At 71.9% G+C, this 13,735-nt stretch carries 12 protein-coding genes and 2 pseudogenes; 6 read left to right on the top strand and 8 right to left on the bottom strand.

The window, feature by feature from the left end; translation table 11 throughout:
* Positions 1 to 113 precede the first annotated feature (113 nt).
* Positions 114 to 1,268, top strand: coding sequence for a lytic murein transglycosylase (locus ABZ564_RS25025; protein WP_360860626.1), 1,155 nt, complete (start codon positions 114 to 116; stop codon positions 1,266 to 1,268).
* Positions 1,269 to 1,283: 15 nt separating this feature from the next.
* Here the strand turns inward: ABZ564_RS25025 and ABZ564_RS25030 are convergent, their stop codons facing one another.
* Complete coding sequence (locus tag ABZ564_RS25030; RefSeq protein WP_360860629.1) at positions 1,284 to 2,348, bottom strand: ATP-dependent DNA ligase; 1,065 nt, start codon at positions 2,346 to 2,348, stop codon at positions 1,284 to 1,286.
* Positions 2,349 to 2,445: 97 nt separating this feature from the next.
* Here ABZ564_RS25030 and ligD point away from each other — a divergent pair, with 97 nt between their 5' ends.
* The 4 genes from ligD (at position 2,446) to ABZ564_RS25050 (ending at position 6,604) form a co-directional block, all read left to right on the top strand.
* Positions 2,446 to 3,456, top strand: a complete 1,011-nt coding sequence (gene ligD / locus ABZ564_RS25035; RefSeq protein WP_360860745.1) for a non-homologous end-joining DNA ligase — start codon at positions 2,446 to 2,448, stop codon at positions 3,454 to 3,456.
* A gap of 170 nt (positions 3,457 to 3,626) precedes the next feature.
* Positions 3,627 to 4,580, top strand: coding sequence for a multicopper oxidase domain-containing protein (locus ABZ564_RS25040; RefSeq protein WP_360860632.1), 954 nt, complete (start codon positions 3,627 to 3,629; stop codon positions 4,578 to 4,580).
* Between the two features lie 88 nt (positions 4,581 to 4,668).
* A complete protein-coding gene (locus tag ABZ564_RS25045) occupies positions 4,669 to 4,923 on the top strand; it encodes a WhiB family transcriptional regulator (protein WP_360860635.1) in 255 nt (84 codons plus the stop codon).
* A 97-nt stretch (positions 4,924 to 5,020) separates the two neighbouring features.
* Positions 5,021 to 6,604 (top strand): GMC family oxidoreductase N-terminal domain-containing protein, encoded by a 1,584-nt coding sequence (locus tag ABZ564_RS25050; RefSeq protein WP_360860638.1) that lies wholly within the window; start codon positions 5,021 to 5,023, stop codon positions 6,602 to 6,604.
* A gap of 36 nt (positions 6,605 to 6,640) precedes the next feature.
* Here the strand turns inward: ABZ564_RS25050 and ABZ564_RS25055 are convergent, their stop codons facing one another.
* The 5 genes from ABZ564_RS25055 to ABZ564_RS25075 all read right to left on the bottom strand — a co-directional run bounded on the left by ABZ564_RS25055 (position 6,641) and on the right by ABZ564_RS25075 (position 11,791).
* On the bottom strand, positions 6,641 to 7,555 hold the full coding sequence (locus tag ABZ564_RS25055; RefSeq protein WP_360860747.1) for a chitosanase: 915 nt from the start codon (positions 7,553 to 7,555) through the stop codon (positions 6,641 to 6,643).
* Positions 7,556 to 7,821: 266 nt separating this feature from the next.
* The gene (locus ABZ564_RS25060; RefSeq protein ID WP_360860641.1) at positions 7,822 to 8,796 is read right to left on the bottom strand and encodes an acyl-ACP desaturase; all 975 of its coding nucleotides are present in this window, start codon (positions 8,794 to 8,796) and stop codon (positions 7,822 to 7,824) included.
* 169 nt (positions 8,797 to 8,965) lie between these two features.
* On the bottom strand, positions 8,966 to 10,597 hold the full coding sequence (locus ABZ564_RS25065) for an ATP-binding cassette domain-containing protein (RefSeq protein WP_360860644.1): 1,632 nt from the start codon (positions 10,595 to 10,597) through the stop codon (positions 8,966 to 8,968).
* A 309-nt stretch (positions 10,598 to 10,906) separates the two neighbouring features.
* Positions 10,907 to 11,320 carry an SsgA family sporulation/cell division regulator gene (locus tag ABZ564_RS25070; RefSeq protein ID WP_360860647.1) on the bottom strand — a complete coding sequence of 138 codons (414 nt, stop codon included), beginning with the start codon at positions 11,318 to 11,320 and terminating at the stop codon, positions 10,907 to 10,909.
* Positions 11,321 to 11,497: 177 nt separating this feature from the next.
* The gene (locus ABZ564_RS25075; RefSeq protein WP_360860650.1) at positions 11,498 to 11,791 is read right to left on the bottom strand and encodes a YciI family protein; all 294 of its coding nucleotides are present in this window, start codon (positions 11,789 to 11,791) and stop codon (positions 11,498 to 11,500) included.
* A gap of 45 nt (positions 11,792 to 11,836) precedes the next feature.
* Here ABZ564_RS25075 and ABZ564_RS25080 point away from each other — a divergent pair, with 45 nt between their 5' ends.
* The gene (locus ABZ564_RS25080; RefSeq protein WP_360860653.1) at positions 11,837 to 12,532 is read left to right on the top strand and encodes an endonuclease V; all 696 of its coding nucleotides are present in this window, start codon (positions 11,837 to 11,839) and stop codon (positions 12,530 to 12,532) included.
* Positions 12,533 to 12,621: 89 nt separating this feature from the next.
* Here ABZ564_RS25080 and ABZ564_RS25085 read toward each other — a convergent pair.
* Both ABZ564_RS25085 and ABZ564_RS25090 read right to left on the bottom strand, forming a co-directional pair.
* Positions 12,622 to 12,902 (bottom strand): annotated as a pseudogene (locus tag ABZ564_RS25085) (sugar kinase); the annotation flags it as partial.
* Between the two features lie 117 nt (positions 12,903 to 13,019).
* Positions 13,020 to 13,735, bottom strand: a pseudogene (locus ABZ564_RS25090) (glycosyl hydrolase); the annotation flags it as partial.

Here is a 13,735-nt window from a genome sequence, read left to right on the forward strand (position 1 = left end):
CGAGATGGGCGGGGAGCCGGAATGGGTCGCGGAGGAGTCCCGTCCGCTCTACCACGCGGCCGCGAAGATCCGCCGGACAGGCCCTCGGCGGCACCGCGGCCGCCGTCGCCGCGATGGCCGCGCTCACGGCGTCCCAGGCACCCCAGATCGCCGCGCACGAGGGGACCCCGAAGCACCGTCAGAAGGCGGACGATGTCGTCTGGTCCGAGGCCCCCAACGACGACTCGTACCACACCGAACTCCCGCCGCTGAAAAGCCCGAAGCCCCCCGGGAAGGGTGAGAAGCAGAGCACCGCCGCCAAGCGGTCGTGGGCCGAGGCGGGCATCCCGGCCACGGTGCTCGCCGCCTACCGCAGGGCCGAGACCACGATGGGGCGCGGCGATCCCGGCTGCCGGCTGCCCTGGCAGTTGCTGGCGGCGATCGGCAAGGTCGAGTCCGGGCACGCGGCCGGCGGCCGGGTCGACAAGAAGGGCACGACCCTCTCGCCGATCCTCGGCCCGGTCCTCAACGGCGCCGGGTTCGCCCACATCGCGGACACCGACGGCGGCGCGTTCGACGGGGACGCGACGTACGACCGGGCGGTGGGCCCGATGCAGTTCATCCCGTCGACGTGGGCGCACTGGGGCCGTGACGGCAGCGGCGACGGGCGCCGCGACCCGAATAACGTGTACGACGCGGCGCTCGCCGCAGGCGCCTACCTGTGCGCCGGGACGCGCGATCTGTCGATCCCCTCCGACCTGAACCGGGCGGTCCTGAGCTACAACCACTCGGAGAGCTATCTGCGCACGGTGCTGTCCTGGCTGGAGTTCTACCGCAAGGGCATCCACCCGGTGGCCGACGGCACGGGGCCGGTCCCCAAGAGCCCCGGCGCGGGCAGCCCGAACAAGCCCGAGCACCCCGTGGGCGGGTCCGGCGGCAAGGACGGCGGCGGCATCGAGGTCGGCCCGCAGCCCGGCACCAGCACCCGCCCGACCCCACCGGGCACCCATGACCCCGACCCGGGCACGGACCCCACACCCGGCGAGTCCGGCTCCCCGGACCCCACGGAGACCACCGGGCCCTCGCCGGACCCCACGGACACCGGCTCCACCACCCCGGACCCGAGCACCACCCCCGACCCGGACCCGACCACGACGAAACCCGATCCGGGCTGCACGACGGCCACCCCGACGCCGGACCCGGCGGACACCACCGGTTCGCCCTCCGCCGACCCCACGGAGACCGACGACCCCTGCACCACCCCCACCCTGCCGCCCACGGCGGACTGAGCCGGGCCGCGGCCCTCAGCCGCCGCCCGCCAGCACCTCCGCGAGGTCGTAGCGCACGACCTCCTGCAGCTGTGCGTACGTGCAGCTGTCCGGCGTACGGTCCGGACGCCACCGGCGCCACTGGGCGATGTGCCGGAACCGGTCGCCCTCCATGTGCTCGTACGCCACCTCGCAGACCCGTTCCGGCCGCAGCGGCACCCAGGACATGTCCTTCCCCCCGGCCCAGCGGCTCGGGGCGCCGGGCAGTCTGGCGCTCTCGTGCGCCCCGGCCTCGGCCCAGGCGCGCCACGGGTGGTCGTCGACGGCGGTCAGCAGGGGTTCCAGCTCGGTGACGAGTTCGGCGCGGCGCTTCATCGGGAAGGCCGCGCACACCCCGACGTGCTGGAGCGCGCCGCTGTCGTCGTACAGGCCGAGCAGCAGCGAGCCGACGACCGGACCGCTCTTGTGGAAGCGGTAGCCGGCCACCACGCAGTCGGCGGTCCGCTCGTGCTTGATCTTGTACATGGTCCGGGTGTCCGGCCGGTACGGGGCATCGAGCGGCTTCGCCACGACACCGTCGAGCCCCGCCCCCTCGTACTGCTCGAACCACTCCTGGGCGCGGGCGGGGTCGGTCGTCGACGGGGCCAGGTACACCGGTGCCGACGCGCCGGTGAGCGCTGCCTCAAGTACTGTGCGCCGGTTTGCCTGCGGGGTGTCCAGGAGCGATTCGTCTCCCAGCGCCAGGAGATCGAAGGCGACCAGCGCGGCGGGGGTCTGCTCGGCGAGCAGCCTCACCCGGGAGTCGGCGGGGTGGATGCGCTCGCCGAGCCGGTCGAAGTCCAGCCGGCCCTCGTGCGCGACCACGATCTCGCCGTCCACCACACAGCGCTCCGGCAGGTTCTCCCGGACGGCGGTGACCAGCTCGGGGAAGTACCGGGTGAGCGGCTTGCCGGTCCGGCTGCCGATCACCACCTCGTCACCGTCCCGGTGCACGATCGCCCGGAAGCCGTCCCACTTCGCCTCGTAACTCATGCCCGGCGGAATCCGCTTCACGGACTTGGCGAGCATCGGCTTCACGGGCGGCATCACCGGCAGGTCCATGGACCGATTGTGAACCGTACGGAGACCGGAGTCTCCCGATGTGCGGCACAGGTGTGCCCGGCCTACGGTGGCCGACATGGCAGCAGCGGGCGCAGCGGTGGAGCTGGACGCGGCCGGACGGGTGATCCGGCTGTCCAGCCCGGACAAGATCTACTTCCCGGAGAAGGGCTGCACGAAGAGGGACGTGGCCGAGTACTTCCTCGCCGTGGGGCCCGGCATCCTGCGCGCCCTGCGCAACCGGCCCACCACCCTCCAGCGGTTCGTGGAGGGCGTCGAGGGCGATTTCTTCTACCAGAAGCGCGCCCCCGGGAACCTCCCCGACTGGATTCCCACCGCCGGGATCACCTTCCCGAGCGGGCGGTCCGCCCGGGAGATGTGCCCCACCGAGGTGGCCGCCGTCCTCTGGGCCGCCAACCTCGGCACCCTCACCTTCCACCCGTGGCCCGTGCGGGGCGGGGACACCGACCATCCCGACGAACTGCGCATCGACCTGGACCCCCAGCCCGGCACCGGGTACGCCGACGCGGTCCGGGCCGCCCACGAGCTGCGCGGCGTCCTCGACGAGCACGGGCTGCGCGGCTGGCCCAAGACCTCCGGCGGGCGCGGCATCCACGTCTTCGTACCCGTCGAGCCGCGCTGGACGTTCACCGAGGTCCGGCGCGCGGTCATCGCGGTGGGGCGCGAACTGGAGAGCCGGATGCCGGACCGGGTGACCACCGCCTGGTGGAAGGAGGAGCGCGGCGAGCGGATCTTCGTCGACTACAACCAGGCCGCCCGCGACCGCACCATGGCCTCCGCCTACTCCGTACGGCCCTTCCCGCACGCCCCGGTCTCCGCCCCGCTGCGCTGGGAGGAGCTGGACGACGCCGAACCCCGCGACTTCGACATCCGGACCATGCCCCGGCGCTACGCGGAACACGGCGACGTCCACGCCGACATGGACCAGGAGGCGTTCCGGCTGGACTCGCTGCTCGAACTCGCCGACCGCCAGGCGCGCGACGGCGACCCGGGCGATCTGCCCTACCCGCCCGACTACCCGAAGATGCCCGGCGAGCCGAAGCGCGTGCAGCCGAGCCGCGCTCGCCGTGACACGGACGGCGGGGCATGAGCGGACCAGTCCCCGGTCCCCGTCCCACCGCACGGCATTTCGCGACTCGCCCACGGTCCTGGCAGCTCCCGGGCGGACTTTTTCCTTACTGTGGGTAAGTGAAATTCCCGGGCTCGTCACGGCCCGTCACCACATCCTCGGCAGCACCCGTCAGCAGTGGGGAGTTCGACATGGACCGCAGAAGCTTCAGCCGACGGATGCTGGTGGGCGGCGGGGTCGCCGCGGCGGCGGGGGTGACATCGCTGTCCCTCCCCGTCACCGAGGCCGCCGCCACGCCGTCCACCCTGCGCAGGGCGCCCGCCGGGGGAGCGGTCCGGCACCTCCGCATGTACGTGGAACGGCTGTCGGACGGCCGGATGGGCTACGGGCTGGAGAAGGGCAAGGCGACCGTGCCGGGCCCGCTCATCGAGCTCGACGAGGGTGACACCCTGCACATCGAGTTCGTCAACACCCTGGACGTGCCGGCCGGCCTGCACGCGCACGGCGTCGACTACGACATCGCCAGCGACGGCACCCGGATGAACAGCAGCACCGTCGAGCCCGGCGGCACCCGCACGTACACCTGGCGCACCCACACCCCGGGCCCGCGCCGCGACGGCACCTGGCGGCCGGGCAGCGCGGGCTACTGGCACTACCACGACCACGCCGTGGGCTCCGACCACGGCACCGGCGGCATCCGCGAGGGGCTCTACGGGCCGCTGGTCGTGCGGCGCCGGGGCGACATCCTGCCGGACAGGACGATCACGATCGTCTTCAACGGCATCTCGATCAACAACACCCCGGCCGGTGAGAGCCCCGACTTCGAGGCCACGCTCGGGGAACGGCTCGAAGTCGTCATGATCACGCACGGCGACTTCTACCACACGTTCCACGTCCACGGTCACCGCTGGGCGGACAACCGTACGGGCATGCTCACCGGACCCGACGACCCGAGCCGGATCGTCGACACGAAGATCGTCGGACCGGCGGACTCCTTCGGCTTCCAGGTGATCGCCGGCGAACACGTGGGCGCCGGCGCCTGGATGTACCACTGCCATGTGCAGAGCCACGCGGACCGGGGCATGGGCGGGAGGCTCCTCGTCGCCGACCGGGACGGCACCGTGCCCGGACGTGACGGGAAATAGCTCCCGGAGGGCCGGCCACGGGCCGCGGGAAGGCACCATTGACGCGGCGTTGATCAGTCGTTTATCGCGGCAGGGCACTGTGGCGACCATGCTGATCAACACCGCGACCGACCCCGCCTTCTCCTGGCAGGAGACAGCACTGTGCGCGCAGGCGGGCCCCGACTTCTTCTTCCCGGCCCCGGGCAGTTCCACCCGTGAGGCCAAGCAGCTCTGCAACGCCTGCGAGGGACGGCAGGCGTGCCTGGAGTACGCCCTCGACAACGACGAGCGCTTCGGCGTATGGGGCGGCCTGTCCGAGAAGGAGCGCGAGCATCTGCGCAGAGTCGGCCGCGAGCGGGGCTGAAACCGCCCCGCCCGTGCGACACTTCGGCCTTCCGTTATTCGGGCCGCGGGACCCGTGACCGCTGCGGAACCCGCGTCGACCAGGAGGAGAAGCCGAGTTGAGCGAGTACGACTACATCGTCGTCGGGGCGGGGTCGGCCGGCTGCGTGCTGGCCGCGCGGCTGTCCGAGGACCCCACCGTCCGAGTGGCCCTCGTCGAGTCGGGCGGGCCCGACCGCAAGCAGGAGATCCGCATCCCGGCCGCGTTCCCGAAGCTGTTCAAGACCCCGTTCGACTGGAACTTCAGCACGGTGAAGCAGCCGGCGCTCGGCGGCCGTGAACTCTTCTGGCCGCGCGGGCACACGCTCGGCGGCTCGTCCTCGATCAACGCCATGATGTGGGTGCGCGGACACCGCGACGACTACGACGCATGGGCCGGCGCCGCCGGGCCGGAATGGGGCCACGACGCGATCGTGCCCTACTTCCGGCGCGCCGAGCGGTGGACCGGCCCCACCCGGTCCGGCACGGTGTACGGCACCGAGGGCCCGCTCCACATCGCACCGCCCCGCAGCCCGTCCCCGCTGACCGCCGACTTCGTCACCGCCTGCCGCGAGGACGGCCTGCCGTTCCTCGACGAGTTGAACGCCCCCGACCACAGCGGGGTCGCCATCACACCCCTCAACCAGCGGCGCGGACGGCGCTGGAGCGCGGCCGACGGCTACCTCAAACCGGCCGCCCGGCGCGCCAATCTGGACATCATCCCGCACACCCGCGTCCGGGGTCTCGCCTTCGACGGGGACCGCGCCACCGGAGTGCTGGCCGAGGGTTCCGGCACGCTCACCGCCCGCCGCGAGGTGATCCTCAGCGCCGGCGCCATCGGCTCCCCGCACCTGCTGCTGCGCTCGGGCATCGGCGACCCCGGAGAACTGCGCCGGGCGGGCGTCGAGGTGCGGGCCGAGTCCCCGGACGTCGGCCGCAACCTCCAGGACCACCTCCTCTTCACCGTCACCTTCCGCTGCCCGCGCCCGGTGACCATGACCGGCGCCGACACCCCGGCGAACATCGCCCGGTACCTGCTGGCCGGGCGCGGGCCCCTCAGCTCCAACCTGGCCGAGGCCGTCGCCTTCGTCCGCAGCTCGTCCGGGCCGGCCGCCCCGGATCTCGAACTCATCTTCGCCCCGGCGCCGTTCATCGACCACGGGCTGACCCCGCCCACCGAACACGGCGTCACCATCGGCGTGGTCCTCCTCCAGCCGGAGAGCACCGGGCGCATCACCCTGGACCCGGACCACCCGGACCCCGGCTCGGCCCTCCGGATCGACCCGGGCTATCTCGCCGCCGAGGCCGATCTGCGGTCCATGACGGACGGCGTCCGCCACGCCGAACGGCTCTTCGCCCACCCGGCCCTCGCCCCGCACACCTCGACGCCCATGGGCCACTACCCCGGACCGGTCGACGACGACCGGCTGGCCGAGGCGATCCGGGCCGGTGCGGAGACCATCTACCACCCCGTCGGCACCTGCCGGATGGGCGAGGACGCCGGATCGGTCACCGACCCCCGGCTCAGGGTGCGCGGCGTCCGGGGCCTGCGGGTCGTCGACGCCTCGGTCATGCCGCGCATCACCCGCGGGCACACCCATGCGCCCACGGTCGCCATCGCCGAGAAGGCGGCCGAGCTGATCAGGCAGGACGCCCGGGGGTAGCCCCGGGCCGCGCGCGGAGCCGCCGCCGGACCGGGATCACGACGGGATACGGAACGTCTCCCCGTACATCTTCCAGGTCAGCGGCGGCTCCAGCTCCAGATTGCCGTCCTCCAGGAACACACGCTGGGCGGTGTCGATGCGCGAGGTGTCGTGCTGCTGGTTCTTCTTCGACTTCATCACGGCCCGCGCGGTGTCCAGGAAGATGTCCAGGTACGCCGACTCGTCACCGCCCTCCGCGACCGTGTCCGCCTCGGCCAGCGCCGCCCGGCGGATGCCGTAGAACGAGTCCGCCTCGTGCCCCGGCCCCTGGAGCACCATGGTGTCGAAGTAGATGAACTGGCCCAGCGTGCCGAGCCCGTCGAGCTTCGCCAGCCGCACCGCCGGCTCGAAGTACTGCTTGTCGCGGACCTCTTCCTGCGCCCTGCGGAACGCCGGGTCGTCGGCCGCCTTCTTCCACGCGGCCGTGAACCCCGGGTCCAGCCCCTCGTGCGACCCGGTCCCGTCGACCTTGCGCAGGGCCGGGAGGAACGGAGCCAGCGGGTTGTCCGGATGGTCCTTCGTGAACGCCTCGACGAACGCGAGCATGTCGTGCGTACCGGAGCAGAACCCGACGAGGCCGGCCGCGTAGCCGGTGCCGTCGCCGCTGTCCTCGATCGTCCCGTACTGGGTGCGCCAGTCCAGGGTGGAACCCTCGGCACTGGACAGCAGCCGCCACGCGATCTCGCGCATCTTCGGATCGGCGAGCCCGGCCGGTGCCCGGCCGACCCGCTCGTTCATCTCCCGGCGCTCCTCGTCGTCCGCGGCCGCGAACGGGTCCGGGTTCACCGGCCCGGTGGCCGCCGCCTCGGCCTTGGGGGAGTCGGTGGGCAGCCCGGTGTCGTCGCCGCCGCTGTTGAGGAGGAGGGAGACGGCTATCGCGATCGGTGCGGCGATGAGAGCAAAGCGGGTCACAGGTTTCACCGGCACAGCGTACGGTCCCCGCCCGTCCGGGGAGGGCTTACCCCCGCACGGCGGAACCGGCCGGTGCCCCATGCCCTGCTGAGGCCCCCGATCCCCTTCCGTGCCCCCGGCTCATGCGTGAATTCGCCGCCCGCGCACGCGTTCCGTCCGCTTCGGGGGAAGCCGCGCAGGCTTTCCTGGGGGGCGGGGACGCGCGGAGGCGGAGGTGACGGTCCGGGAGTGAGCGGCCTCCCGGAGCCGTCGGCGGCTCCGCGCGGTCAGCCCTGGGCGCGGGCCGTCATCCGCGCCTTGCGCGCCGCCAGCTTCTCGTCGAACTTCGCGGCCTCGGTGTCCAGCCCGTGCATGTAGAGGCCGAGCTCCTCCTGCGCCTGCAGGCCCTCCGGGCCGAGGCCGTCGATCTCGAGCACCTTCAGATAGCGCAGCACCGGCTGGATGACGTCGTCGTGGTGGATGCGCATGTTGTAGATGCCGCCGATCGCCATCTGCGCGGCGGCCCGCTCGAAGCCGGGCATGCCGTGGCCGGGCATCCGGAAGTTGACGACGACGTCGCGCACGGACTGCATCGTCAGGTCCGGGGCCAGCTCGAAGGCCGCGCCCAGGAGGTTGCGGTAGAACACCATGTGCAGGTTCTCGTCGGTCGCGATGCGCGCCAGCATGCGGTCGCAGACCGGGTCGCCCGACTGGTGCCCGGTGTTGCGGTGCGAGACGCGGGTCGCCAGCTCCTGGAAGGCCACATAGGCCACGGAGTGCAGCATCGAGTGCCGGTTGTCCGACTCGAAGCCCTCCGCCATGTGCGCCATCCGGAACTGCTCCAGCTTGTCCGGGTCGACGGCGCGCGAGGTGAGCAGGTAGTCGCGCATCACGATGCCGTGCCGGCCCTCCTCGGCCGTCCAGCGGTGCACCCAGGTGCCCCAGGCGCCGTCGCGGCCGAAGAGCGTGGCGATCTCGTGGTGGTAGCTGGGGAGGTTGTCCTCGGTGAGGAGGTTGACCACGAGAGCGATCCGGCCGATGTCGGTGACCTTCGACTGGTCGGCCTGCCAGGCCTCGCCGTCCTCGAAGACACCGGGGAAGTTGCGCCCGTCGGAGAAGGGGACGTACTCGTGCGGCATCCAGTCCTTGGCGACCTTGAGGTGCCGGTTGAGCTCCTTCTCGACCACCTCTTCGAGCGCGTACAGGAGGTGGGCATCGGTCCACGCCTGGGAACTGCCGAGATGGGGAGAAGTGATCGTCACGAGGGCTCCTGGGGACGGGAGGATTATTACCTACGGATTCGTAGGTTACGAGACCGTAGGTTAAAGCGGCGGTAAGGCCGCAGCCAAGCCCCCATGAGTGAAAGTCGCTCACTCTGCGTCACTGTCCCACGGGTGGGTGCGCGGCGGACCGCGCCGCGCACCCCCTGGGTCACAGCCCGGCACGCACCTCCTCGGCCGTCGTGTCGCGCAGTTCGCCGTCGAGCAGCAGCCAGCGCGTGATCCCCAGGGACTCCAGGAACGGCACGTCGTGGCCGGCCACGACGAGCGCCCCCTCGTACGCGTCGAGCGCCGCGGTCAGCCGGCGCGCACTGGCCATGTCCAGGTTGTTCGTCGGCTCGTCCAGCATCAGCAGCTGGGGCGCCGGCTCGGCCAGCAGCAGCGCGGCCAGCGCGGCCCGGAACCGTTCCCCGCCCGACAGGGTCCCCGCGGCCCGGTCCGCCCGCGCCCCCTTGAACAGGAAGTGCGCCAGCTTCGCCCTGATGTGGTTGTTCGTGGCGTCCGGCGCGAACCGCGCCACGTTCTCCGCCACGCTCAGCCCGTCGTCGAGCACATCGAGCCGCTGCGGCAGGAAGCGCAGTGGGACCTCGGTCACCGCCTCGCCGGACACGGGTGCCAGCTCACCGGCGAGCGTGCGCAGCAGCGTGGTCTTGCCCGCTCCGTTGCGTCCCACCAGCGCGATGCGCTCGGGACCGCGCACCTCGTACCGCCCCCGCACCCGCGCCCCGTACGCGAGTTCCAGATCGCGCAGGACGAGCACGCCCCGGCCCGGATGGACCTTGGTGCGCGGCAGTTCGACCCGGATCTCGTCGTCGTCGCGCACCGCGTCGACGGCGTCGTCCAGGCGCTCCTTCGCGTCGGCCAGCCGGCTCGTGTGCATCAGGCGCTGCTTGCCCGCCGACTCCTGGGCGGAGCGTTTGCGGGCGCTCGCGACGATCTTCGGTACGCTCCCCTGCTCGAACAGCTTCTGGCCGTACCGTTTGCGCCGGGCCGACTTCACCTGGGCCTCGGCCAGTTCACGCTTCTGGCGCTGCACGTCGGCTTCGGCGACCCGCACCATGCGCTCGGCCGCCTCCTGTTCGACGGCGAGCGCCGCCTCGTACGCCGAGAGGTTGCCGCCGTAGAAGGTGACGGTGGAGTCGCGCAGATCGGCGATCCGGTCGACGCGTTCCAGGAGTTCGCGGTCGTGGCTGACGACGACGAGCACACCGTGCCACGCGTCGACCGCCGCGTAGAGCCGCCGCCTGGCGTACAGGTCCAGGTTGTTCGTCGGCTCGTCGAGCAGCAGCACTTCGGGCCGGGCCAGCAGCAGAGCGGCCAGCCGCAGCATCACGCACTCACCGCCCGACATTTCGCCGATCGTGCGGTCGAGCCCGATGTGGCCGAGTCCCACTTCGTCGAGCGCGGCGCGGGCCCGCTCCTCGACGTCCCAGTCGTCGCCCACGGCGGCGAACCGCTCCTCGCCGACGTCACCGGCCTCGATGGCGTGCAGCGCCTCGCGGACGGTGTCGATGCCGAGCACGGCGTCGACGCGCAACCCCGTGTCCAGGACCAGGTCCTGTGGCAGGTATCCCACTTCGCCGGCCACGTCGATGCGGCCCTCGGAGGGCTGGAGTTCCCCGGCGAGCAGCCGGAGCAGGGTCGATTTCCCGGCCCCGTTGAGGCCGATGAGTCCCGTGCGGCCGGCGCCCACGGAGAGATCGAGTGCGTCCAGGGTGCGGCTGCCGTCGGGCCAGGCAAAGGAGAGGGACGAGCAGGTGATGCGGGCGGTGGGTGCGGTCATGGGGAATCTCCCGGTTGCGAGGAAGGGCAGGGCAACGGGGTGAGACACCGGCCACTGGCGTTCCACGAGAATTCCGGGATGACGGAAGGAAGGCCCTGGTCACGGAGGACGGCTCAAGGAGCTGAGGTCACACTCGGGCGCGCGGGCACGGCGAAGACCGGGCACGGCACGCGACACGGTGTCTCACGACCTCAGATCCGCAACGTCCTGCTCCGTTCGGCGACAACAAGGACACCGGAGACGTTACGCGGCGCCGGGGGGAGGGGCAATCGGATTGACGGCCCGCGCGGAAGAACGTGGGGCCGCCGGTCAGCGGGGCCCGAACAGATCGGTCAGATTCCGGTCCAGGTCCAGGAACCGGTACTCGTGGCCGCAAGGGACCAGGCCCTCCGTCCGCCGCAGGAAGCGGCTCAGATCCGCCGTGCGGACGTGCACCATGGCGACCCCCTCGGCGGCGTGGAACTCCAGCACCGTGCGGTCGTAGCCGAACGGCCTGACCCGTACGTCGCCGAGCCCGGACGGGACCTCCATCCCGGCGGCGAGCAGCTCCCGGGAGAACTGCCAGGACACCTCGGTTCCCTCCAGCGTCGCCGGCGCGGGGAACGCCATGCGTACGGTGAAGGGGTCCGCCCGGTCGTAGCTCAGGACAGCGGGCAGCGTCTCCATCTGCGGCGCGGACGCAACCATGCGGGCCTGTACGGACTGTTCGATGACCGTGGACACGAACCTGCTCCCTCTCGCGACCGGACGAACGGTTCCCGGCAGCCGTAGAGACGACCGAAGCCGCCGAAGCGTGCACCGGGGAGCGGCGTGAGCTGCGTCACCGCACACCACTGCCTGTTCACCTGCCCCGATCCGGCCGCCGCACCCCGGCCGGGAGTCTTCCGGGGCGAGGATTTCTCAGGGCTGCTGACGGTACGGGGCGAGCGCGTCCGACGTCCTGGTGGCGATGAACTCCGTGATCCGGTACGCGCAGACGCCCTCGACGACGAAGGGGTCGGTCGCCGCCAGCCGCTCGATCGCCGCCCGCTCGTCCCCGACCGCGAGGATCACCCCGCCCTCGCGGGGGTTCTTGCGCCCGGAGGCGATGAACACCCCTGCCGCGTACTGCTCGTCGAGCCAGGCGATGTGTTCCTTCATCACCGCGTCGACACGGTCCAGCGGGGCGGTGTAGGACAGCTCGAGTACGAACATGACCTCAGGCTACCGGGCAGGACAGCCCTTAGGGTTGGTCGCACCATGACAGCTTTTCGGATTCCCTCCGCTTTCCGGATTCCCTCCGACGCGGCCGAGGCCCGTGCCGTCCAGGACGACCTGCGGGCCCGGGTGATCCTCGACGAGCCGGGGCCGCCGCCGGGGCGCGGCCGGGTGACCGGGGTCGACGTCGCCTACGACGACGAACGCGACATCGTGGCCGCGGCGGCCGTCGTGCTCGACGCCGCGACGCTGGAGGTGGTGGAGGAGGCGACCGCCGTCGGCCGGGTCAGCTTCCCGTACGTCCCGGGGCTGCTCGCCTTCCGCGAGATCCCGACCCTGCTGGCCGCCCTGGAGAACCTGACGGCCGACCCCGGTCTCGTCGTCTGCGACGGGTACGGCAGGGCCCACCCCCGCCGCTTCGGCCTCGCCAGCCACCTCGGCGTCCTCACCGGGCTCCCGGTCATCGGCGTCGCCAAGAGCCCGTTCACCTTCACCTTCGAGCAGCCCGGCCCCCGGCGCGGGGACCAGTCGCCGCTGCTGGACGGGCAGGAGGAGGTCGGCCGTGCGCTGCGCACCCGGGACGGCACCAAACCGGTCTACGTCTCCGTCGGCCACCGCACCGGCCTGGACAACGCCGTCGCGCACACCCTCGCGCTCGCCCGGGACTTCCGGCAGCCGGAGACGACCCGCAGGGCCGACTCCCTGTGCAGGCGGGCGCTCCGTGAGGCGACGGCCTGAACCGGCTCCGGCACCATCGTCGAGGACGGCGGAGTGCTGTGGAGGGGCGGGGCGGAGCGTCAGGCCGACGAGAAGACGTGGTCGCTGATCAGCCGGCCGACCAGCGCCGGCACCTGCTCGAAGACCTCGACCGGGCCGTCACGCAGGCTCAGCGGTGCGGCCAGGTGGCCGAGGAGCTCCAACGCCGCGGGCTGACCGCGACGTCCGCGGAGGTGGCGCCGACGTCCACCCCGAGGAAACGGAACGACGGGGCGACCCGGACGCTGTACGAGCGGCGGCCGCCGCGGGAGGCGGCGAGGCCGTCCGGGACGATCAGCCCGGACTGCATCAGCCGCTCGATCTCGAACGCGAGCTCGGGACGCGAGAGTTCCGCCGTTTCGGTGCCGCATGTTCCCCACACAGGCGGCCGGGCCCGGCGGGGGGAGTGTTTCGGACTCCACCCCGCCGGGCCCGGCGCGCTGCTCGCGTAGTCCTGCCAGATCACGGCTCAGCGGCCGTCAGGACCTCGGTCCCGCATCCCGACGTCGGACTGGGCGGCGGCCTTCTTGATCGCTGCGGCCTCGCGCTGGTCGACGACTCCTTCCTTCCGCAGTGCGTTGACGATGTCCCCGACGTGGGAGACGAATGTGCCGTGGCTCTTCCAGGCCCGATGGTCCTCGATCAGTTCGTTGATCGTGCAACCGTTGGTCGTGACACGGTTCGGGACACCGGTGTCGACGAGGCCGGTGAACACGGTGGACCGGTCGTCCGTCTCGGCGCAGTCGGCCGGTGGCTTGCCGTCGACGACCGTGAGGGTCAGCGACTGTGGCGTGGACGTGTTGCCGGCCTTGTCGCTGGCCCGGTAGAGCACGGTGTGGCTTCCGGACTTGGTGATCGCCACCGGGCCGGAGTACCGGAGGTAGGGTCCGCCGTCGAGCGAATACTCGATACCGGCCACACCCGACTCCGTGTCGGACGCGGTCACCGTCACCGTCGCGCTGCCGACATACGCACCCGCGTCGTCCTTCGTCCCGGACACGGACGCCGAGACCTCCGGCGTGGTCCGGTCCTCGGTCGGAGCCGCCACGACGGTGAAGGTGACCGACTTGGCGGTGGAGGTGTTGCCCGCTTTGTCGGTGGCCCGGTAGGTGAGGGTGTGTTGTCCTGTGGCGCTGACGGTGATGGGGGCGGTGTATGGCTTGTATGTGGTGCCGTCGAGGGCCG

Source organism: Streptomyces sp. NPDC019224 (genome assembly GCF_040632605.1).
Classification (GTDB): domain Bacteria; phylum Actinomycetota; class Actinomycetes; order Streptomycetales; family Streptomycetaceae; genus Streptomyces.